This window comes from Qipengyuania sp. (assembly GCF_042095715.1).
Taxonomy (GTDB): Bacteria; Pseudomonadota; Alphaproteobacteria; order Sphingomonadales; family Sphingomonadaceae; genus Qipengyuania.
Genome location: NZ_JBELMO010000017.1, coordinates 11,562 through 33,331 on the forward strand (window position 1 = coordinate 11,562; position 21,770 = coordinate 33,331).

Here is a 21,770-nt window from a genome sequence, read left to right on the forward strand (position 1 = left end):
TTCGTATCGGCAGCTATCAGGACTTGGGTGTGTCGATCGGCATCATGTCCTCATTACCCTCTATGTCGTCCACCACAGTCACGATACCGCGCCCGAGATGGCTGCGCGACCGGCTGTAGAAGAAATATACAAACAGCCCCAGAATCCCCCAGCCGGGAAGCACGAGAATCGCTTCGATTGGCAGATTGAGATAGAGGAACAGGCAGCCGATGATGGTCAACGGCGCGATGATCCAGGCCGCCGGCATGCGAAACGCACGATGCCGCTCGGGATCCTTCTTCCGCAGAACAAGCACGGCAACGGCCACCATGAAGAAGGCATAGAGCGTTCCCGCGTTGGCATAATCGGCCAGCACGCCGACAGGCAGAAACGCAGCGCCGAACGCAACCACCAACCCGGTCAGGAAGGTCACGATGTGTGGCGTCTTCCAGCGTGGATGCACGGTGCTGAGCTTTTCGGGCAGCAGTCCGTCGCGGCTCATCACGAAGAAGATACGGGTCTGGGCGAAGATCAGAACCAAAATGACCGACGGCAGTGCGAGGAAGGCGGCGACACCGATCATGTTGCCGATAGCGGAGAAACCGATCGCGCGGAGCACATGGGCCAGCGCCTCGTTGGAGCAAACCAGCGCTCCGGAATATTCCGGCAACGCACATTGACGCGCCAGTTCTTCAGACCCGGCGGGGAAAGGAATGCCGCCCGGACCCATGATCGGCTGTCCACCGATCGTCCCGATCGCACCGGCCGCCACAAGGATGTAGAATACGGTACAGAACAGTAGCGAGCCGATAAGACCAAAGGGAACATTGCGCTGCGGGTCCTTGGTCTCTTCCGCCGCGGTCGAGACCGCATCGAAGCCAACGTAAGCGAAAAAGATCGTGGCGGCCGCACCGACTGCACCCAGCCCCGTGCCGAACCCGCCGAATACGCCAGCGGGAAGGAAGGGGTTGAAGTTTGCGGCATCGAATTCCGAGCTGGTCAGTGTCAACGCAACGAAAGCTGTAAGCGCGGTCACCTTGATGGCGACGAGAACAGCGTTGACCTTGGCGCTTTCGCTGGTCCCGATCATCAGCAACCAGGTTACCAGCATGGCGATCACGAGAGCCGGAAGGTTGATGAAGCCACCGGGCGCGCCGCCGAGCGCCAACGGGCCCGCGGCAAGCCATGCCGGGAGTTGAATGCCGAGAAACTCATTGAGGATCGTGCCCGAGAAATAGCCCGACCATCCGACCGAAACCGCGCTGGCGGCGACCGCATACTCCAGGATCAGGGCCCATCCGACCGTCCAGGCCAGAAACTCCCCGACTGAGGCATAGCTATACGTGTAAGCGGATCCGGCGACCGGGATCATCGCGGCCACCTCGGCATAGCAGAACGCGGCCACGATGCAGACTGCGCCTGCGATGGCAAACGCCAGCATCAGCCCTGGCCCCGCTTTCTGGGCACCGGCGGCAGTAAGGACGAAGATCCCCGTGCCGATGATGCAGCCGATGCCAAAGAGCATCAGTTGAAAGCCGCCCAACGTGCGTTTGAGGCTCTTACTCTCCGCCGTAGCCAGAATGGCGTCGAGCGGCTTGACCCGATCGAGTAGCATGTAACCCTGTTCCTCCCGTAACAGGTGACGCTGCAAGATCGCGCGACACCTGCGGCGCGACGCTAGCGCAAGACTCCCGCAATACAAGGCGCAATCTCGTGGCTTTCCCACGCCCGTGCTGCTGTGTAGGTGCAGCCCATGTCCACGACCTTTCAGCTCGACACCGCGACCAGTCGCGCTACCCCAACCCCCAGACCTCGCAAGCGCCTGACGGTACCCGCCATCCGGGATCATAAGAAGGAGGGAAAGACCAGCGATCCGCTCGTGATGCTGACGGCCTATACGGCGCGGCAAGCCCAGTTGTTGGACGAGCACTGTGACATGCTGCTGGTCGGAGACTCACTTGGCCAGGTGATCTACGGATTGCCCACTACGTTGCAGGTAACGGTCGACATGATGATCGCACACGGTGCGGCCGTGGTGAGGGGTAGTTACCACGCCCTGGTTATCGTCGACATGCCCTTTGGCAGTTATGAGGGATCCAAAGAGCAGGCCTTCGAAACTGCGCGCCGGATCATGGCAGAAACCGGATGTGCAGCAGTCAAGCTGGAAGGCGGCGATTCCATGGCCGAGACAATCGCCTTTCTGTCCTCGCGCGGCATCCCCGTGATGGCGCATGTCGGGCTGACCCCGCAGGCAGTCAACGTGCTGGGCGGTTATGGCGCGCGCGGTCGAAGCCAGAGGGAACACGAGAAAATCCTGTCGGACGGCAAGGCGGTACAAGACGCCGGGGCCTTCGCAGTCGTGGCGGAAGGCGTGCTGGAGCCGATCGCGATATCCCTCACGCAGTCGCTTGATATTCCGGTCATCGGGATCGGAGCCAGTGCCGAATGCGATGGTCAGGTTCTGGTGACCGAAGACATGCTTGGGATGTTTGAACGTGTCCCGAGATTTGTGAAGAAATACGAGAACCTGGCGGAAGTCATTTCAAAAGCGGCAGGCAAATATGCCGAAGATGTCCGCGCCCGTAGCTTCCCATCCAGCGACCAGACATATCAGCCGAAGGACTGACCAGCCAGATGCGACAGATCCTCCGCCATTATACATTTTCACTGGTCTTCATGGCCGTCTGTCTTGCGCTGGCGGCCTGGTATGGGATGTCGAGCACCGGGACACTGGCTGGCATGGCACAAGTGCTGTGGATCGTCTTCGTCCTCGCCGTACTGGAAATCTCGCTCAGCTTCGACAACGCGGTGGTCAACGCATCCGTGCTCAAAAAGATGGATGAGGTGTGGCAGCGGCGATTCCTCACTTGGGGCATCGCCTTCGCGGTTTTCGGCATGCGGATCGTTTTCCCCTTGGCCATCGTCGCCGTCGCGGCGGGCATCGGCCCTGTGGAAGCAGTACGACTCTCGCTGAACAATCCGGCGGAATATGAGAGAATTGTCAGTAGCGCGCACGTCGGGATCGCCGGGTTCGGCGGCGCATTCCTGGCGATGGTCGGCCTGAAGTTCTTTTTCGACCGCGAGAAGGAAATTCACTGGATCCGTTGGATAGAACGCAATCTGGCGAAGTTCGCCGCCTTGCCGGCAGCGGAAATCGTCCTGCTTCTGCTTAGTCTCTGGGGCATTTCCAGCTTGCTGCCGGATGAGGACGCGTTGACCTTCCTCATCGCCGGCATCCTAGGCCTCGTGACCTTCATCGCGGTCGAGGGGCTGAATACGATATTGGAAATGAGTGAGGAAGGAAGGGACCTGACCGGCGCGGCGGTGCGCAATGGGCTGGGCGGATTTCTTTACCTCAACGTCCTCGACGCCAGTTTCAGTTTCGATGGCGTGATCGGTGCCTTCGCGCTTTCCAACAACATGGTCATAATCGCACTGGGCCTTTCGATCGGGGCTATGTTCGTACGCTCGATGACGATCCATCTGGTCCGCCAGGGTACGCTTGCCCAATATCGGTTCCTCGAACACGGCGCGTTCTGGGCGATCATTGCGCTGGGTGGGATCATGCTCGCATCGGCACGCTGGCACATCCCCGAAACGATCACCGGCGTCATCGGTGCGGTGATGATCGGTTTGTCACTGTGGTGGTCAGTCAGGTTCAACAAACGGCATCCTGAGCTCGCCAATCAGAGCCATTAGGACGGTCAGGCCTGCATGTCGTATTGCTTGAGAAGATCGTAGAGTGTCGGGCGGCTGATACCCAGCAGCTTGGCGGTCTGTGAAATGTTGCCCTCGCTGCGGGCCAAGGCCTGGCGGATCATGCGGCGGTCAGCCTGCTCGCGGGCCGCCTTCAGGTTGAGCATCGTTTCAGTCTCGCCATTGCTCTCTCCCAGGTCCAGATCGTCGGCGCAGACGAGCTTGCTTTCGGCCATGATAACCGCCCGCTTCACCCGGTTCTCCAGCTCGCGAACATTGCCCGGCCAGTTCCAGCTATCGATCGCCGCCAGGGCGTCGGGGGCGAAGCCCTTCACCTGCGGGTTCATTTCCGATGCGAAGCGCGCAAGGAAATGTTTGGCCAGCAAGACCGCATCTCCTGCGCGCTCGGACAGGGTCGGAATTCGCACTACGATCTCGGCCAGCCTGTAGAACAGATCCTCCCGAAAGGTTCCGGCGGCGATCATAGCCTCCAGATTCTGATGCGTCGCGCAGACGATACGGGTGTCGACGGCAATCGCCTTTCTCCCCCCGATGCGCTCGATTGTGCGCTCCTGCAGGAAACGGAGCAGCTTTACCTGAAGGGGCAGCGGAATATCGCCAACTTCGTCCAAAAACAGCGTGCCGCCGTTTGCCATCTCGATCTTGCCCTCGGTCGTTTTCACGGCCCCGGTAAAGGCCCCTTTCTCATGACCGAACAATTCGCTTTCAAGCAGGTTTTCAGGGATCGCCGCGCAATTGATTGCTACAAAGGCTCCTTCCCGTCGCGCACTGGACTCATGGACGCCGCGCGCGAGCAGTTCCTTGCCGGTCCCGCTCGCCCCGAGAAGCATGACTGACACATCGGCATTGGCAACGCGTTCGATCGTGCGGGCCACCTTCATCATTTCCGGCGCGGCCGTGATCATGCGGCCGAGCACGGTTTTGTCCTCGTCCACCTTTTCGCTCAGACGGCGATTTTCGGCCTCGATCTGATGCAGTCGATAGGCGCGGCTGACGATCAGGCCGAGCGTGTCGATATCCACCGGCTTCTGATAGAAATCGTAGGCGCCGCGCTGGATAGCCTCCAGCGCGCTTTCCCTCGCTCCGTGCCCCGAGGCCACGATCACCTTGGTATCGGGCTTGAGCGCCATGATGGCATCGAGAACTGCGAACCCTTCGGCGGTGCCGTCCGGATCGGGCGGCAGACCGAGGTCGAGTGTCACGACATCGGGCATCTCCGACCGCAGCGCCACAAGCGCGCTTGCGCGATCTCTGGCTGGCACGACTTCGAAATCCTCATACGCCCATTTCAACTGGGCCTGCAGACCGTCGTCATCCTCGACCACGAGCAGTTTGGGTTTATGCGCGGACATCAGGCGGCTTCTTCCTTCGGGGCGGCGGTGGCGGATCGATCACGAAGGCGAAGTGCCTCTGCGAGAGGAAAACTTACGGTGAACCGCGAACCCAGCTTTTCGCGGGATTCGACATCGAGACGGCCGCCCATCGCCAGCACAAGCTCGCGCGCTTCGCATGCCCCGATACCGAAGCCGTTCCCCTTGGTGGAAACGAAGGGACGAAACAGCCCCGATCGCACGAATTCCGCGCTCATTCCGGCGCCCGTGTCGATAACCGAAATCTCGCCGCGAAGACCGGAACTGCGGACCGAAAGCGTTACCGTGCCATTGGCATCGCTGGCATCCACCGCATTCTGGATGAGATGCGCGAGGGCCTGTTCGAGCGTGTCGCGGTGGCTCATGACCGAACAGGTCCTGTCGCCCTGGACGAGGATTTCGCGCCGGGATGCGAATCGCCTGGCCAGCTCCCTAGCCAGCGTCACCAGTTCCACCGGTTGCGCCTGTTCGGGCTTGCTCGCGTTGTAACGGCCGAGGCGGGATACCAGCGCGTCGAGTTTGTCGGCGCTGTTGCGCAGCGTAATCAGCATGTCGTCGCGAAACGCCGGATTGTCGGCGTGCTTCGCGGCGTTGCGCGACAGGAGGCCCAACTGGCTGGACAGATTCTTGATGTCGTGCATCACGAAGGCCATCCGCCGATTGAATTCGTCGAAGCGCTCCGCGTCACGCAGCGCTTCCTGGCTCGCCTGCTCCGCCAGATAGCTGGCAACCTGCTGGCCCGCGATGCCGAGCAGATCGTGATCCTCCCAGTCGAGACTACGCCCCGTTTCCGGCCGCGCCAGAATGACGACGCCGACCAGCTTTTCGCCATGGAGAAGCGGGATCGCCGCCCAGGCGCGATTCTCTTCGCAGAGCCAATCGGGGATCACGTGATCCGTCGCGGTTTCCCGATCGGCCCGCATGCAGTCCAGATCGAGGATCGTGGGATCGCGTTCGATCCGGCGCACGAGTGCCCTCGGCAGGGCGATGGCGGGCACTTCGGCGGTGGCCCACTGCCACCGGGACGCCAGCGTCAGAGTGCCATCGTCCGACGGTGTGAGCAGCAGGCCGGACGGGCTGTCGGCCATGTTCGCCAGCGAGCGGATTGCTCGCTCGTGCAGGCCCCCTGTGGACTGGCCGGCCCCCGATATGGTGCGCGTGAAACGCAGCCATACGCTGCGATAATCGTATCGGTGCCGGAAAAGGTGTTTGAGCACCGCCGTGCGTGCCAAGTTCCTCAGCCGCTCGGAAGGAAGCCAGAGGAGCGAAAGGGCCGCGGCCGCCAGAAGGAAGGCGACCTGCGTGACCTGGGCCAGATCGCCCGCGAATCGCGCCACTCCATTGGCGAGCGCGATCATGGTGAGGAAGTAGATCGCGACGATCCCTAAGGACAGCGTGCTGAAGGTCAGCGCGCGGGAGGGCCGGAACGCCAGATTGGGCGCGCGCACGCTGGCGCCAATGCCGACCGCCAAGACCAGACCTATGGCGAAAAGAGCGCGCAGCAGATTGAGTTCTTCCGCGGCGCCGCCCGTGAGATAGGCGATGGTATGGAGATTGAGTTCGAAGGCCCAGAAGGCCGCGATCCCGCCGCAGCTCCATGCCAACAACCGTCGTGAGCTGTCCGCCGCGCCGCCATAAAGATTGTGGAGGAGCACCAGCGCACCGGCAGAAACCATCATGCGCAGCAGGGCCGCTATTGCCAGCACGCCGTCCGCCTCGCGCCATCCGAGAAGAATGAATTGCAGACTTTCAACAATGAGAAGTGCCGCGACCAGCGGCCTGACCTGGGCAACCGCCTCGTGCCGACCATCGTTGGCGAACATGCGGTAGCCGGTAAACAGCCACGCCAGGTTGCGCAGCGCCTCCGCACACCAGACTATTTCATGATTGACGCCCAGCGCCGCGACAGCCACCGCCCACGCAGCCGTGACTGCGAGGGCCAGCACCAGAGAATATCGCTCGGCCTGGACCCGCGCGTTTCGGCGAAGGACCGCGAGGGCGGCAAAGCCTGCACCGATCGCACATGCTCCATACAGGAAAAGGGCAAGAACTCCGGTCATCAGCGCAGACGCCGGACATTGCGCTTCACCCGCCGATTGGTGGTTGTAAGCCGGTGGTGCTCGCTGCCCATGGCCGCATCTTAGGTGCGGACGATGAAATGTCGGTAAATTTTACACGAGCTTCAAGACAATGAGGGGACCGTTATTCCCCGTCCACGGCATCGCGCGCAGCGTCGCCGGCGTTCTGCGCCGCCGTGCCCACCTGGTCGGCGGCGTCCGAAACGCTGTCGGCCGCACCGGCGATTGCATTGTCCTTTGCCACTTCCGCGCCGCTCTGCTGCGTAAAGAGATAGATTCCCACGATTGCCAAGGCCAGCACCAGCAGCGGAACGATCCAGGTGGCTCCACCGCCAGAGCGCGCGGGGCCATCGGTGATAACCGTATGCGTCCTGTGCGTATCGCCGGAAGGCGTCCTCGTTTCGGTAATACGTTCTTCGGTCACGCGATTGCCCTTCCATAGATACTGTTGCGCTCCCCAACGCCAATTGCCCGTCTCGGGTTCGCTTGCCACCAGTGCGCCGGCATGACACGAAACGAACAAAAGACTGGAGAGAGACATTCATGCCCGAGCAAATTCTCGAGCCCGACCTGCCGATCGTCGATCCGCACCACCACCTATGGGATTTACGGCCGATCCTGCCCGCCTTCCCGGAGCCGCGGCACCCCTTTCTGGAAGCGATTTCGGGCGCGGCACATTATACCTTCGACGCACTGCAGGCCGATACCCAATCAGGTCACAATGTCGTTGCGACGGTCTTCATGGAATGCGGCGCCTTCTACGATGCCAGTCGGGGTGACGACATGAAGGTCGTCGGCGAGGTCGAGTTCGTGAACGGCGTGGCCGCTCAGGGCGCCAGCGGTCTTTATGGCGATTATCGGCCCTGCGCGGGGATTGTCGGCCATGCGGATCTGACTATGGGGGATGCAGTCAAACCCGTCATCGAGGCGCTTGTCGCTGCGGGTAACGGGCGCTTCCGCGGTATCCGCCACGCGACGGCTTGGGATGCGGACGCAGAGGTCCTGGGCCCGCCGTTTCATTCCCCCGAAGGCGTGATGACGTCCGACAGCTTTCGCGTCGGCATGGCCGCCTATGCCGAGTATGGGCTTACATTCGACAGCTGGGTCCTGGAACCGCAGCTGCCCGATGTCATCGATCTGGCCCGAGCCTTTCCCGGTCAGTCCATCGTGCTGGACCACTGCGGAACCCCTCTTAACACCGCCAGCTACCGCGGCAAACTGCCCGAACATTTCGGGCGTTGGCGCACGAACATTTTCGAGTTGGCGGAGTGCGCCAATGTATCCGTAAAGCTGGGCGGCCTGGCGATGGCCTTTTGCGGAATGCCCGAAGAAGGTCCCGCCAAAGGCTATGGTTCGCAGGCGCTTGCCGAAATGTGGCGTCCCTACATCGAGACCTGCATCGAGGCTTTCGGGACGGAGCGGGCGATGTTCGAAAGCAATTACCCGGTCGATCGCTGGGGCGCCGGTTATGTAGAGCTGTGGAACGCGTTCAAGCGCATCGCCAACTCGGCGAGCGACGAGGAAAAAGCCCGTCTCTTTTCCGCCACCGCAGCGAAGACCTATCGCATCGAACACGTCCTGCCATCCTAGCGTCTGGACTTGCCTCCCCGCTGGACCTACCGGTCAATAGATTTTTATCCGCAACGGAGTTTGTAGATGCCCCTTCCCGCGCCTCTGGACCGGCTTCGCCTGCCGGTCATCGGGTCCCCGCTGTTCATCGTGTCCGGCCCCGAACTGGTAATCGCACAGTGCAAGGCGGGTATCGTCGGCAGTTTCCCGGCGCTCAATGCCCGGCCCCAGAGCGAGCTCGACGAATGGCTTCACCGCATTACGGAAGAGCTGGCGGCGCATAACCGGGACCATCCCGACCGCCCCGCCGCACCGTTCGCGGTTAACCAGATCGTGCATCGCACCAATGACCGCTTGGAAGCCGACATGCAGACCTGCGCCAAATGGCAGGTTCCGCTGATGATAACCTCGCTGGGCGCCCGCGAGGATATATTCTCTGCAGTGCGCGGCTGGGGCGGCATCACGCTGCACGACGTCATCAACAACACATTCGCCCGTAAGGCGGTGGAAAAAGGTGCCGATGGCCTGATCCCGGTGGCGGCCGGTGCGGGCGGTCACGCAGGCACGCTTTCGCCCTTCGCCCTCATGCAGGAAATTCGCGCATGGTTCGCCGGTCTCGTGGCACTGTCGGGATCGATCGCGCACGGGCGCTCCATTCTCGCGGCTCAGGCGCTGGGGGCGGACTTCGCCTATATCGGCAGCCCTTGGATCGCGACCGCGGAAGCCAATGCGGAGCCGGGCTACAAGGACGGCATCGTTGCGGGCAGCGCCGACGGAATCGTCTACACCAACCTGTTCACCGGCGTTCACGGGAATTATCTGCGCTCCAGCATCGAAGCCTCCGGTCTCGATCCCGACGATTTGCCGGTGAGCGATCCCAGCAAAATGAACTTCGGCAGCGGTGGCAACACCAAGGCAAAGGCCTGGAAGGACATCTGGGGATCTGGGCAGGGCATCGGCACCGTCACCGAAGTCGCGCCTGTCGAGGCGACCGTAGCGCGCCTCGAAAAGGAGTATCTGGAGGCTCGCCAAGCTCTGACCAAAGCGCTCGGCTAGCGCCAGGTCAGCATCGGCATCGGGGCTTGGCCGATTTTTTCGGCTTCGTGGTGGCGAATTCGGCGGCGTCGAGTTCATCATTTCCATTCGCATCCGCGCTTTCGAAACGGTCGACCGTGGTGACGGCCCATTCCTCGAAATCGAGCAGGTTGTTGCCGTCTCGGTCCAGCTTGCGAAACGCATTGGTGCGGGTGGACAGCATTTCGTTGCGCGTGATGCGCCCATCGCGATCGCGGTCGTAGCGACCGAAACGCTGCTGTTCCTTGGTCAGTTCGGTGGCTTCGGGCGGCGGCGGACCATTCAATCCGCTGACATCGGCGCTGGGAATATCTGTCGGCTGCGCGGTCGCCACTTCCGGCGCTGGCGGCGGAGCGCCGCGCTCCACTTGCGCCCGCCCCTGTATCCAGAACAGCCCGATTCCCACGAACACGAGCGCCCCGGATGCTCCAAGAATCAGCCTGTTCATCCTGCGCCCTCCATCATGCCCCCGATAGACTATCGCCCCAGCAAGCCAAGACGCAGGGCTGCAAGCGGGCTCATGCGATCCCCCAGAAGCGGTGCGCCCCGGCGGCGCAGGGCTCGTCTCGCCAGCCCACCCACGACGGCGACCGGACGAAGGGCGCGCGGGAGCGAAAGCGCGCGATCCGCGCCGGCCAATTCCGGCGCAACACCGGCGAGCTCGCCCCCGGCGATGCCGCTTGCCAGATCGGCCATCGCCCAGAGTCTGCCGGCGCGGCTGGCTTCCGATGCTTGGCTCTCTTCCCCCACCACTTCGGACAGCAGTGCAAACGCACTTGCGCGACCGGCGGCGAATTGTTCGCAGCGTGCAAGCTCGTCCTCGCCGACCAACGCGGCCTCCCACCCGTCCACGAGATCCGCCAGCCTGCCCGCTTCACTCCCGAAAAACTTGCGCAGGCCGGTCAGCAGGGGATCTGCCGCGGCCGTCTCGGGATCTTTCGCCAGTTCATCACGCCACCAGGCAAGCCGGATCTGCGCGAGCATCACCTCCCCGGTGGCAGCGATTGCCTTGCTCAGGCGCTCGTCGAGAGCGAACAGCGCCGCATAAGTCGCTCGGTCGCTTGGTCTGGCCGTGGACAGCGCGAGCTTCAGTGCCGGGGTTTGCGGCTCGGTGAGCGATGGAACGTCGGGGCCGCGCTGCATTATCGCGATCTATCCGCCATACCCCCTCAAGTGCAAGGCGAGGTGTTTGTTCCGGACAGCCCCGGCGTCAGATTACGGTCGTCGCGGATGATCAGGGCGGCCTCTTCCCGAAAGGTTGCATTCTGTCCGACCGGGATTAGGGGAAACAGCTTCTGGTAGTCGTAGCTGACCTCCACGAACATCACCGCGGAACCGGACGACGCCGTGATGGGCGTGGATCCCGAGCCCATTCCGGTGATCGGCGTGCTGCCGAGCCCGTTGTTGCTGCCATCGTTCCCGAAGCGGCTTGCGACATTCTTGCTGCCGGCACAGCGCTGCCAGTGGATGTACTGCTTGGCGTGCGCGTCGCTGAATTCCAGGCTGCTTAGGATGATCCGGCCGTGGGCGTTGAAGCCCATGGATTCCCCCTGATAGACCGCGCCCCGAAGCACGGCTGTCACGTCCGACTCGTTGACGGTCGGGGCGACACCGCTGTTGTCCGACTGGCCCAGGCGCGCCGCATTGTCGGCCACGCCGAGCGAGATCTGGCTGATCTGCATCTTGATCGAGGCCATGTAAGCGACTTCGGCGCCGAACATGCCCAGAGTGACGAAGGTGGGCGCCACGATAGCGAATTCGGTAAGCGCGAAAGCGCGCGAATCCTGGCGCAACCGGGCACACCAGCTCCGCACCCTGGAGGGGCGGAAATGCGAGGAGGCGCTCATGTGCAAGACCTCGCCACCGAACCGTACGATGTCTGCGACGCGAACGGCTGGTTCTTCTTCACCGTCGAGGCTGAGAGAGTCCGGGAGCCTGCGCTGCTATCGATAAAGGGGATGGGAAACAGGGGATCGTAAGTGATCGAGACAGTGTAAAGCACCACGTCACCCGCGCCGCCGTTGCCGGAAACACCGATATCGGCATCCCATTGGCCGTTGCCGTTTTCGTCAACGTAGGCCTCCCCGTTGTCGCAAGCCCCGCTGGAGTCCACGTCGTTCCATTGTTCGGACCGATCGATGTCGGCGAAATCGAAATAGCTCTGGCGGGTCGTGTTGATCGTGGCACCGGGCGCCACGTTGCGAACCGTGCTTAGAACCTCCGCATCGAGCGTGCTGGGCGTCGCACCCCCCAGCGAAGACTTGCGCGCGGCATCCTCGGCTGCGCCCCGCAGGACCGACAGGAGATACATGCGCTGACCCAAGTCGAACATGCCCATCATCATCATCATGAAGACCGAGACGACGAGCCCGAACTCCATGATCGCCGCACCGCGCTGGTCGGATGCGATAGCTCTCATCACGGGGGCGGCACCCCGGCTCACTGCGTGATCCTCAGTTCGCCGACGTTCTTGGCGATTTCCTGGAAGTGGGCGTTGAGCTGGGACGAATCGCTGGCGGTGAACGCACTGTTGGTCGAAGCGCAGTTCTGCAGGTCGGTGGTCAAGCCGGTCGACAATGCAATGACCCAAACCCGGATCCCTTTCGCTTTGGCCGCCGCGCAAGCCGCAAGCAGGCGCTGGGTATGCCGGGCGACTTCGTCCGTGCCGCCGTCGTCCGTCACGCGCCTTTCGTGCCATTCCAGACCCCAGGCATTGTACTGCTCGTTGTTGGTATCCATCACGCCATCAGTCATGAACACGATGTGGCGCGCCACCGAGTTGCCGTTTGCCGGAGGCTGATTCACCGTAGCGGCGAAGATGCCGTCCTGTGAGATCATGCGGGCGCCCCAAATCATGCCGATGTCATGATAGGTGTTGCCGGAGGTCGGGAGAGAATCGACGTAAGCGTCGAAATCGCTTTCGTTCATTGGTGCCAGGGCGCGCGCAGCCTTGCTGACGCAGGTACCAGTGACCCCGTTTCCATATTGACTGTAATCTTCGGTCGAAAGGCTATTGAGGTAGCCATTCGTATAGCGGCGATACGCAAGCCCGGGGATGTGCACGCGCCAGCGGGTCGCATCGCTGTTGGGAATGTAGTCGATATCGACATCGTACATTCCGCTGGGCGAGATACTGCCCGACACGAAGGAGATCGATCCGGATGCGACGGTGTCCCGCTCTATGATACATCCGTTCCAAGTCCAGTTCTGGTTGCGGTAAGCGGGTGTCGAGGACGAGTTGTAGCCGGTGAGAGTTGTCAAGGTGCCACCGTTTTTGAAAGACGTGACGTTGTAGGTGAGGTTCAGATAGCCGAACCGGGTGGCCTCGGCTGCATTTGAGGCGACGTAGATCGCTTCTTCGGTCCATGTTTCCCAGTCTTTCTCGTCTCGAACCTCATAGCGATAAATTATATAGTACTTGCTGCCACTTTGCTTAAGGCAAGTGTAATACAATCGATACTGTGGTTGCGATGTCCATACCTCGCGTATTCTGTCTCCGTCCGCATTTATATATGTATCGTCGCCACTGGTGGCTGAATTGTAATCGGTCCAGTCCGTGTTCGCTGGAGATGCCGACTGGCAAGAGCTATTGCTGTAGTACCGCACGCTGTCGTAATAATAGTAATCGCCGTAGCCGAGATTGATTGGGCTGGTGCCCGACGCATAGACGGGGCTGGCATAATGCGAGAATTTCTGCGCCTGCCTGGACGGAAGCGTAACCGTGTTGGCAATGTAATCCGGATTCACCGCGCGGATCAGCGCGCCCACTTTGACGTTTGTCGAATAGGGCACGAAGCCAAAGCGAACGCGCGCATTCGACCCCGCCGTTGCCGCCGCCACCGTGTCGTAGAAGCTCTTCATTGAACTGCGCAGAGCCGCCATGCGGACGGTGGTGTCGGTGGAATTGATGTTCGAGGCCATCGATCCGGTGGTGTCGAGAACGAACATCACGTCGCTGTTGCCGACCGACATCGACCCCTGGCAGGAAACCGAAAGCGGCATCGTCTCGAACGAGAAGATCTTCATGATCGACATTGGCAGAACGGTTGAAGCCGTGCCGTCGATCGTATTCCCGCTGTCGCTCGAAACCGGGACGAAGGTCGTTCCCGACACACCCATGGCGTTGGAATCGAAGTTGGTGTTGAAAAAAGTGGTCGCCTGGTTCCGGGCTGCCGCATCGAAACCGGCGGTCGTCACGGCCTTTCGTCCGGCGAGAACGCCCGCGTCGCACGCGCTCTGGAGCCTGTTCTTGACCAGGTAGGCGCGCGACATGTCGACACCGCCGCCGATGAGACCGGCCAGCACGAAAATGGCCGCCGCCGTCATCGGCAGGATGTTGCCCGCCGCCTCCCGGAAGAGAGCCCTCAGCGCAGCTCGAATGCCCGAATTCGCCATGTGACCCCTAGCGTGATGCATAGGGGCCATCCCATAATCGGGTTACGCCTAAGGAAGCGTAAAGGCGCCGTGTTAACGCGCGCCAACCAAATCAATCGCGATAGCAGACCTTCTTGACGGCGCTGATGATACGCGGAGCATCGATCAGGGCAGCCTTTTCCAGATTTGCCGCATATGGCAACGGAACGTCCTCATTCGCGACACGCAGCACCGGCGCATCGAGATGGTCGAAGCCGTCTTCCATGCAGATCGCGATAATTTCGGAGGCGATCGAACAGGTAGGCCATCCTTCCTCGGCGATGACCAGGCGATTTGTCTTCGCAAGGCTTGCGAGGATCGTTTCCTTGTCGAGCGGGCGCAGCGTTCTGAGGTCAATGACCTCCGCCTCGATGCCTTCCTCGGCAAGAGCCTCGGCCGCCTGCAATGCAAACCCGACTGCAATCGAATAGGCGACGATGGTCACATCCGCCCCCTCGCGCATGATCCGCGCCTTGCCGATCGGCAGGACCCATTCATCCATGTCGGGCACGTCGAAACTGCGCCCGTAAACCAGTTCGTTCTCGAGAAAAACGACCGGATCTTCGCTCCGGATCGCAGCTCTTAGCAGGCCCTTGCAATCGGCTGCGTCATAAGGCGCGATGACTACCAGGCCGGGCACGCTGGCGTACCACGGCCCGTAGTTTTGGCTGTGCTGCGCACCCACGCGGCTGGCCGCCCCGTTCGGGCCACGGAACACCACTGGGCAGCGCATCTGACCGCCGGACATGTAATTCGTCTTGGCCGCCGAATTGATGATGTGATCGATAGCCTGCATGGCGAAATTGAAGGTCATGAATTCCACGATGGGCCGCAAGCCGCCCATGGCAGCCCCCGTGCCTATGCCGGCGAAGCCGTATTCGGTGATCGGCGTGTCGATCACCCGCTTGGGTCCAAACTCGTCGAGCAGACCCTGCGTGACCTTGTAGGCGCCCTGGTACTGGGCAACCTCCTCGCCCATCACGAAAACCCGCTCGTCGGCGCGCATTTCTTCGGCCATCGCATCGCGAAGGGCTTCGCGCACGGTGACGGTCTTCATCGCGGTTCCGCTCGGAATCTCAGGATCCTTGATCGACTGGGTATCGCGCGATGGCTTAGCCGCCTTCTGCTCGCCTTCGTCGCTTTCGGCTTCCTTCTTCTCGTCCTGCTTCTCTTCGGCGGGGGGTGGCGGCGGTGCGGAGGCAGCGCTGTCCACGTCTTCACCCTCGCCTGCCATCGTGGCGATGACGGCTCCGACTTTCACGTTTTCCGTCCCTTCGGGGATCAGGATCTTGGCGAGCGTACCCTCGTCCACGGCTTCGAACTCCATCGTCGCCTTGTCGGTCTCGATTTCGGCGATGATGTCACCGGCGACGATTTCGTCCCCCTCGCTCTTCAGCCATTTGGCGAGCGTCCCTTCTTCCATCGTCGGAGAAAGGGCGGGCATCTTGAGTTCGATTGCCATCAGTAGTTCTCCACCAGTACGTCGGTGTAGAGCTCGGACGCATCGGGCTCCGGCGAATTCTCGGCAAAGTCGGCCGCTTCAGAGACGGTCGATCGGATGCGCTTGTCGATATCCTTCAATTCTTCTTCGCTCTTCCCGGCTTCGATCAGTTGCTTCTTGAGCCCTTCGATCGGATCCTTGTGCTCGCGGATGTCCTGCACTTCCTCGCGGGTGCGGTACTTTGCCGGATCGGACATCGAATGCCCGCGGTAGCGATAGGTGTTGAGCTCCAGCAGAACCGGGCCGTTGCCTTCGCGAACGTAATCGAACGCGATTTCAGCGGCCTGCCTCACCTCGAGGACATCCATCCCGTTCACGTCCATACCGGGAATGCGGAAGGCGGTGCCGCGGCGGTAGAATTCCGTTTCGGCGCTGGATCGGCCAACGGCGGTACCCATGGCGTACTGGTTGTTTTCGATCGCGAACACGATGGGGAGCTTCCACAGCGATGCCATGTTGAAGGTTTCGTAGACCTGCCCCTGATTGGCGGCACCGTCCCCGAAATAGGCGAGGCACAGCCCACCGTCTCCGCGGTATTGATGCCCGAGGGCCAGCCCGCCGCCCAGTGGCACCTGTGCGCCCACGATGCCGTGTCCGCCGTAGAAGCGATGCTCGGTCGAGAACATGTGCATCGACCCACCCTTGCCCTTGGATATGCCGGCCTGCCGACCGGTCAGCTCGGCCATAATCACCTTAGGATCGATACCATAGGCCAGCATGTGCCCATGATCACGATAACCGGTGATCACACTGTCCAGCCCCTCGGTGAGGGCTGACTGCAACCCGACGGCGACGGCTTCCTGCCCGATGTAGAGGTGGCAGAACCCGCCGATCAGGCCGAGCCCATAAAGCTGGCCGGCGCGTTCCTCGAACCGGCGGATCAACAGCATCTGCTCGTAAAAATGCAGCATCTGGTCGACGCTCGCATCGAACCGTCGTTGCTCTTCGTGCGCTTCCTGCAAACTGCGAAGGGCAAAGTCCTCGCCGGGCTCTGACGGAGACGGCGCCTTGGTCTTGGGCGATGCTTTCTTGCTGGGCGCTCGAGCCAATTGTATGTCCTCTTGGATGGTAGCTGGCAGGCTGTTTCTCGCGGCCTATAGGCGCAGGATTGACGCTAGTGCAACGGGGCGAAAACAACTGACCGCACGATAATGCGACCTTCCTCAGTCGTCGATGCGGATGACAACCTCGTCCGGATGGACCAGCCCCATCTCGCTGCGAACCAATTCGCCCGCCAGATCGGGATCGGCATGCTCGGGATCGAGCAGATCGACGCGGTTCTTCAATTCGCCGTGCTCCGCTTCGAGAACGGCGAGCCGCGCCTGACGCGCCTCGCTCAGACGAAGGTTTTCGCTCCACGCGAACAGACCTGACGGCCCGGCAATGGCAAGCCCCGCGAGCGCGAGCAGGCCGACCAGGGCAATCGCATCCGCGCGCCTTTCCGGCAGGGAGAAACGAAGAGAGTGGCGTTTGCGAACCATGACTATCTCTAGAATCACAACTGGTCGAACAAGACAAGGGGCGTCGGCGCTTCGGGTCGGGAATTACGCGCAGTTTATCGCGAAACCGTCGCGGAACCCGAAATGCAGCCACCCCGTTGACTTGACGAAGCGAGCCCCAATCCATAGTTGGTAACTATTGAAACTAAATCCTTTAGGAGAGACCATGACCGACCTTTTCGAAAATCCGATCGGGCTCGACGGCTTCGAATTCGTCGAGTTCTGCGCCCCTGAAAAGGGCATCGTCGAGCCTGTCTTCAAGGCGATGGGTTTCACGCAAGTGGCAACGCATCGCAGCAAGGATGTCGATCTTTGGCGCCAGGGACAGATCAACCTCATCCTCAACTACGAGCCGCGCAGTGCGGCATGGTTTTTCGCCCGCGAACATGGGCCATCCGCCTGCGGCATGGGTTTCAGGGTCCGCGACGCGCGGCGCGCCTACGACGAGCTTCTGAAGCGGGGCGCGGAGCCCGTGCCTGTCGAGACCGGTCCGATGGAACTACGCATTCCCGCAATACGCGGAATCGGCGGCGCCATAGTCTATCTGATCGATCGCTACGCCGATGAAAACGGCGAAGGGCTTTCGATCTACGACATCGATTTCGAGTACCTTCCGGGCGTCGAAAGGCATCCCGAAGGCGCCGGCTTCGACGTGATCGATCACCTCACTCACAACGTATATAACGGCCGGATGAAGTATTGGGCCGACTACTACGAGACGCTCTTCAATTTCCGCGAGATCAGGTTCTTCGACATCAAGGGCGAATACACCGGCCTCACCTCGAAGGCCCTGACTGCCCCGGACGGCAAAATCCGCATCCCGCTCAACGAAGAGGGCGAAGGCGGCAAGGGCCAGATCGAGGAGTTCCTCAAGCAGTTCAATGGCGAGGGAATCCAGCACATCGCCTTGATCACCGACGATCTTCTCACCGCCTGGGATCGCCTGAAAGAGCTTGGCGTCCCGTTCATGACGGCCCCGCCCGCCACCTATTACGAGATGTTGCCGGAACGCCTGCCCGGCCATGGCGAGGACACGGAGCAGTTGCAGATGCGCGGCATCCTGCTCGATGGCACCACTGAGGGGGATAGCCCCCGCCTCCTGTTGCAGATTTTTGCCGAAGCGCAGGTCGGACCGGTCTTTTTCGAGTTCATCCAGCGCAAGGGCGATGACGGTTTCGGCGAAGGCAATTTCAAGGCCCTGTTTGAAAGCATGGAGCGCGATCAGATCCGCCGTGGCGCTTTGTCAGTCGAACAGCCCGAAACGGAGCCTGCGCAATGAGCGCCCATCCGGTCAAGCTGGGCGGAATTCATCACTCCGCGTACCGGTGCAAGGACGCCAAGGAAACGGTTGAATGGTATGGCCGCGTGCTCGGGATGGATTACACCACTGCCTTTGCCGAGGACCATGTCCCCTCCACGGGCGAATACGATCCGTACATGCATGTCTTTCTGGATGCCGGAAACGGAAACGTCCTGGCGTTTTTCGAGCTGCCCAACCAGCAGGATATGGGCCGCGACGAGAATACGCCCAAATGGGTGCAGCACCTCGCCTTTCGTGTCGGTTCGGAAGAGGAATTGCTCGCCGCGAAGGCGCATATCGAGGGTGAAGGCGTCGAAGTGCTGGGTCCCACCCATCACGGTATCTTCAAGTCGATTTATTTCTTCGATCCCAATGGGCATCGCGTCGAACTTGCCGCCGACATCGGCACGGACGAGCAATATGCCGAGCTCAAGCGCGTCGCGCCGCTGATGCTGGACGAATGGAGCAAGACCAAGAAGGCGCCGCGCCACGCGGATTGGCTGCATGACCTTGCCCGCCAGGAACATACGAAGGCCTGACGCTTCGGAACCCCCGCTAGCGTTTTATCGTTGGGTGGCGAAAGGGAGTCTACGGTGGATTATATTGGCGTGCTGAGCAGGCAGCTCAGATCGATGAGTGCGGAATTCGTTGCCGCGCTTCCGAGTATGGCGATTGCGCTAGTCGTCCTCTTCATCACGTTTTTCGTCGCCCGCTTTGCAGCAAATGTCGCCGGGCGTGCCGTCGATCACGCCAGAATGCGCGAAAGCCTCAAGCAACTTGTGCGCACGCTCGCGCGCCTGGGTGTATGGATTATGGGTCTGCTGATTGCCGCGGCTGTCGTGCTTCCCGGGTTCACGCCTGCCAGTGCCCTCGCCGGTCTGGGCATCGGGGCGGTCGCTATCGGCTTTGCGTTTCAGGACATATTCGAGAATTTCCTGGCTGGCGTTCTCATCATGCTGCGCGAAAAGATGCGCATTGGCGACGTCATTGAGTGCGAAGGTATCATTGGCAAGGTTGAGCACATCACGCTTCGCGAAACGCATGTGCGCGCGCTTTCCAACGAACTCACTGTTGTGCCCAACTCGATGATCTTCAAGAACCCGGTAAAGATCTTGACCGACGAGACGCTGCGTCGCCACGAGATCGTGGTCGGCGTGTCTTACGATACCGATCTCGACCGGGCGGCGGAGATTATCACCAAGGCCGTAAGCGGGGCCGAAACCGTAGAAACCGATCGCGGCGTCGAGGTGTATGCCCGGGAGTTCAATTCGAGTTCGGTCGACTACCTCGTGCGATGGTGGTCCGGTGCCAAGCCGAAAGAAGGCTGGCAAACCAAGGATGTCGTCATTCGTTCCATCAAGCGCGCGCTAGACGACGCCGGCATCGAAATCCCCTTCCCCTACATCACACATACCTTCAAGGAGCGCGTGCCCCTAGGCGGTGCAAACAGCTCAGCGGACTGAACACGTCAGCGCCCGCTGAGCGAACGTGAAGGAACGTGACGAGGCAGATGGCCAAGGTCCACACTCTGTCTCGCGGTCAGGAATATGCCTTGGCGATGGCGGCGGCGGTCGTCACGGCCAATGCGTATTACATCCATCCGATAATCGGCGAGGTGGCGGACCATTTCGCAGTCAGCCACGCACAGATCGGTTTGGTCCCGGCCGCGAACCAGATCGCCCTCGCGCTCGGCATCCTGCTCCTGCTGCCTTTGGGGGACCGGATTTCCAACAAGCGGCTGACGATAATCTTCACTGCCTGTCAGACGGCATCTCTGCTCTGCATGAGCGTGGCGAACGACTTTGTCTGGTTTCTCGTTGGATCGACGGTTCTGGGCTTCTTCACTATAGCTCCTTACATCCTGCCCGCATACGCTTCGAAGAGGGTGGCGCCTGAGCGGCTGGGCCATGTCACCGCCTTGCTGACTGCTGGGGTCATCTTCGGCATTCTGGTTGCGCGGGTCGGTGCAGGTGTCGTGGCCGAATATGCTGGCTGGCGATGGGTCTACTGGATCGCTACCGCGATGATGCTGGCGGTGACGTTGGCAATGCCGAAGGTCATGGAATCGGGCGAGCGCGATCGCGCTTCAGAACCATATCTGTCCCTGGTGGTGTCGCTATTTCCCCTGATCGCGCGCCATCGCGAGGTTTTGCTGTCGGGCATTATCCAGGGACTGAATTTCGCGCAGTTCATCTGCCTTTGGCTTGCCCTCGCCCTTTACCTCACCAGCCCTTCCATGGGATATGGCACGGATACGGTGGGCTATCTCGCCGCGATTGCCGCAGTCAGCATATTCTCGACACCTCGCCTCGGGCGCTGGTCCGACAGAATCGGCGCGCGACAGGCGCGGTCCATTCTCGCGTCGATCCAATTGTGCGGGATAGCTCTCTTCTGGTTGATGGGCGGATCGTTGTTAGGCCTCGTCGTCCCGCTAGTGCTCGTCAATCTCGTCGGACCGGGGATCGATGTTACCGGAAGAATGACCTTCCTGTCGCTCGCTCCGTCACTGCGTAATCGACTGACGACGATTTACATCGTGATAATGTTCGTGGGCGGCGGAATTGGCAGCGTCGCTGGAACGGCAGCTTACGAAAGCTTCGGTTGGAACGGAACCTGCGCGCTTCTGCTCACTCTCTCCATCGTGCTCACCGGCCTGTGCTTCTTGGCTCGACAGGCAGAAAGCTGATGGTGCGCCCGACAGGATTCGAACCTGTGGCCCCCAGATTAGGAATCTGATGCTCTATCCTGCTGAGCTACGGGCGCGCCGAGCGGCTCGATAGGCGAGCACGGCGTGCGTGACAATGTTCAGTTGAGTTTGTCGGGTGGCGCGATGGGTACGAGAAGGGGCGCGACGGAAATTCCCTCTTCGATCAGGGCCGCAGCTTCCTTGCCGCTCGCGCTGCCGTGTACCTGCTTCTCTTCGCTCTCGCCATAATGCATCGAACGGACTTCTTCGGCGAAGCGGTCGCCCACCCATTCGCTCTTGCTCAGGGCCTTGGCCTGGGCGGCTGCAAGAGCCTTGAACGCCTCCGCCACTTCCTTGGGCACGAGTCCCTTGGACATCTGGCGATCCACGCGCGTACCACCGCTAACCTGGTTGCCCTTGGCAGCTACCGCAGGGGCCATCGGCGCCTTTTCGATCGAAAGGCTCCCGCACACCGGACATTGAAGCATGCCTTCAGCCATTTGCCGGGCGAAGTCGTCGGACGAGCGGAACCAGCCTTCGAAACTGTGCGCATCGTCGCAAGCAAGTTGAAACACCATCATCGG

At 61.2% G+C, this 21,770-nt stretch carries 21 protein-coding genes, 1 tRNA gene and 1 pseudogene; 9 read left to right on the forward strand and 14 right to left on the reverse strand.

The window, feature by feature from the left end; all coding sequences use genetic code 11:
- Positions 1-16: 16 nt before the first annotated feature.
- The gene (locus ACFDTG_RS06240) at positions 17-1,594 is read right to left on the reverse strand and encodes an amino acid permease (RefSeq protein ID WP_375290190.1); all 1,578 of its coding nucleotides are present in this window, start codon (positions 1,592-1,594) and stop codon (positions 17-19) included.
- Positions 1,595-1,732: 138 nt separating this feature from the next.
- Between ACFDTG_RS06240 and panB the strand changes: the two genes are divergently transcribed.
- Positions 1,733-2,605: a 3-methyl-2-oxobutanoate hydroxymethyltransferase gene (gene panB, locus ACFDTG_RS06245; protein ID WP_375290156.1), complete on the forward strand. Its 873-nt coding sequence runs from the start codon at positions 1,733-1,735 to the stop codon at positions 2,603-2,605.
- Positions 2,606-2,613: 8 nt separating this feature from the next.
- On the forward strand, positions 2,614-3,678 hold the full coding sequence (locus tag ACFDTG_RS06250; RefSeq protein ID WP_375290157.1) for a DUF475 domain-containing protein: 1,065 nt from the start codon (positions 2,614-2,616) through the stop codon (positions 3,676-3,678).
- Positions 3,679-3,683: 5 nt separating this feature from the next.
- Here ACFDTG_RS06250 and prsR read toward each other — a convergent pair whose 3' ends face one another.
- From prsR to ACFDTG_RS06265, 3 genes are all read right to left on the reverse strand, one after another.
- The gene (prsR, locus tag ACFDTG_RS06255; protein WP_375290158.1) at positions 3,684-5,048 is read right to left on the reverse strand and encodes a PEP-CTERM-box response regulator transcription factor; all 1,365 of its coding nucleotides are present in this window, start codon (positions 5,046-5,048) and stop codon (positions 3,684-3,686) included.
- Positions 5,048-7,126, reverse strand: coding sequence for an XrtA/PEP-CTERM system histidine kinase PrsK (gene prsK / locus ACFDTG_RS06260; protein WP_375290159.1), 2,079 nt, complete (start codon positions 7,124-7,126; stop codon positions 5,048-5,050). The genes prsR and prsK overlap by 1 nt, the downstream gene beginning before the upstream one ends.
- Before the next feature lie 142 nt (positions 7,127-7,268).
- A complete protein-coding gene (locus ACFDTG_RS06265) occupies positions 7,269-7,568 on the reverse strand; it encodes a hypothetical protein (RefSeq protein WP_375290160.1) in 300 nt (99 codons plus the stop codon).
- A 119-nt stretch (positions 7,569-7,687) separates the two neighbouring features.
- On the opposite strand from ACFDTG_RS06265, the gene ACFDTG_RS06270 reads away from it, so the two are divergent.
- Together ACFDTG_RS06270 and ACFDTG_RS06275 are read left to right on the forward strand one after the other, a co-directional pair.
- Positions 7,688-8,734 carry an amidohydrolase family protein gene (locus ACFDTG_RS06270; protein WP_375290161.1) on the forward strand — a complete coding sequence of 349 codons (1,047 nt, stop codon included), beginning with the start codon at positions 7,688-7,690 and terminating at the stop codon, positions 8,732-8,734.
- Positions 8,735-8,800: 66 nt separating this feature from the next.
- Complete coding sequence (locus ACFDTG_RS06275; RefSeq protein WP_375290162.1) at positions 8,801-9,769, forward strand: NAD(P)H-dependent flavin oxidoreductase; 969 nt, start codon at positions 8,801-8,803, stop codon at positions 9,767-9,769.
- A 7-nt stretch (positions 9,770-9,776) separates the two neighbouring features.
- On the opposite strand, the gene ACFDTG_RS06280 is transcribed toward ACFDTG_RS06275, so the two are convergent.
- The 8 genes from ACFDTG_RS06280 to ACFDTG_RS06315 form a co-directional block, all read right to left on the reverse strand.
- Positions 9,777-10,235 carry a hypothetical protein gene (locus tag ACFDTG_RS06280; RefSeq protein ID WP_375290163.1) on the reverse strand — a complete coding sequence of 153 codons (459 nt, stop codon included), beginning with the start codon at positions 10,233-10,235 and terminating at the stop codon, positions 9,777-9,779.
- Positions 10,236-10,264: 29 nt separating this feature from the next.
- The gene (locus ACFDTG_RS06285; RefSeq protein WP_375290164.1) at positions 10,265-10,930 is read right to left on the reverse strand and encodes a hypothetical protein; all 666 of its coding nucleotides are present in this window, start codon (positions 10,928-10,930) and stop codon (positions 10,265-10,267) included.
- Positions 10,931-10,956: 26 nt separating this feature from the next.
- The gene (locus ACFDTG_RS06290) at positions 10,957-11,634 is read right to left on the reverse strand and encodes a TadE/TadG family type IV pilus assembly protein (RefSeq protein WP_375290165.1); all 678 of its coding nucleotides are present in this window, start codon (positions 11,632-11,634) and stop codon (positions 10,957-10,959) included.
- Entirely contained in the window at positions 11,631-12,206 is a 576-nt protein-coding gene (locus ACFDTG_RS06295) for a TadE/TadG family type IV pilus assembly protein (protein ID WP_375290166.1), read from the reverse strand. The genes ACFDTG_RS06290 and ACFDTG_RS06295 overlap by 4 nt, the downstream gene beginning before the upstream one ends.
- 20 nt (positions 12,207-12,226) lie before the next feature.
- Positions 12,227-14,182 carry a pilus assembly protein TadG-related protein gene (locus tag ACFDTG_RS06300; RefSeq protein ID WP_375290167.1) on the reverse strand — a complete coding sequence of 652 codons (1,956 nt, stop codon included), beginning with the start codon at positions 14,180-14,182 and terminating at the stop codon, positions 12,227-12,229.
- A gap of 91 nt (positions 14,183-14,273) precedes the next feature.
- Entirely contained in the window at positions 14,274-15,662 is a 1,389-nt protein-coding gene (locus ACFDTG_RS06305; protein ID WP_375290168.1) for a pyruvate dehydrogenase complex E1 component subunit beta, read from the reverse strand.
- The gene (gene pdhA / locus ACFDTG_RS06310) at positions 15,662-16,750 is read right to left on the reverse strand and encodes a pyruvate dehydrogenase (acetyl-transferring) E1 component subunit alpha (protein WP_375290169.1); all 1,089 of its coding nucleotides are present in this window, start codon (positions 16,748-16,750) and stop codon (positions 15,662-15,664) included. Before pdhA ends, ACFDTG_RS06305 begins: the two co-directional genes overlap by 1 nt.
- 114 nt (positions 16,751-16,864) lie before the next feature.
- A complete protein-coding gene (locus tag ACFDTG_RS06315; protein WP_375290170.1) occupies positions 16,865-17,182 on the reverse strand; it encodes a septum formation initiator family protein in 318 nt (105 codons plus the stop codon).
- Positions 17,183-17,366: 184 nt separating this feature from the next.
- Between ACFDTG_RS06315 and hppD the strand changes: the two genes are divergently transcribed.
- From hppD to ACFDTG_RS06340, 5 genes and pseudogenes are all read left to right on the forward strand, one after another.
- Positions 17,367-18,479, forward strand: a complete 1,113-nt coding sequence (hppD, locus tag ACFDTG_RS06320) for a 4-hydroxyphenylpyruvate dioxygenase (RefSeq protein ID WP_375290171.1) — start codon at positions 17,367-17,369, stop codon at positions 18,477-18,479.
- Positions 18,476-19,039: a VOC family protein gene (locus ACFDTG_RS06325; RefSeq protein WP_375290172.1), complete on the forward strand. Its 564-nt coding sequence runs from the start codon at positions 18,476-18,478 to the stop codon at positions 19,037-19,039. The genes hppD and ACFDTG_RS06325 overlap by 4 nt, the downstream gene beginning before the upstream one ends.
- 126 nt (positions 19,040-19,165) lie before the next feature.
- Positions 19,166-19,546, forward strand: a pseudogene (locus ACFDTG_RS06330) (mechanosensitive ion channel domain-containing protein); the annotation flags it as partial.
- A gap of 39 nt (positions 19,547-19,585) precedes the next feature.
- Entirely contained in the window at positions 19,586-19,963 is a 378-nt protein-coding gene (locus ACFDTG_RS06335; RefSeq protein WP_375290191.1) for a hypothetical protein, read from the forward strand.
- Between the two features lie 35 nt (positions 19,964-19,998).
- Entirely contained in the window at positions 19,999-21,186 is a 1,188-nt protein-coding gene (locus tag ACFDTG_RS06340; protein WP_375290173.1) for an MFS transporter, read from the forward strand.
- On the opposite strand, the gene ACFDTG_RS06345 is transcribed toward ACFDTG_RS06340, so the two are convergent.
- A tRNA-Arg gene (locus ACFDTG_RS06345) sits at positions 21,187-21,263 on the reverse strand. It abuts the gene before it with no gap.
- A gap of 42 nt (positions 21,264-21,305) precedes the next feature.
- Positions 21,306-21,767 carry a DUF1178 family protein gene (locus ACFDTG_RS06350; RefSeq protein ID WP_375290174.1) on the reverse strand — a complete coding sequence of 154 codons (462 nt, stop codon included), beginning with the start codon at positions 21,765-21,767 and terminating at the stop codon, positions 21,306-21,308.
- Positions 21,768-21,770 lie beyond the last annotated feature (3 nt).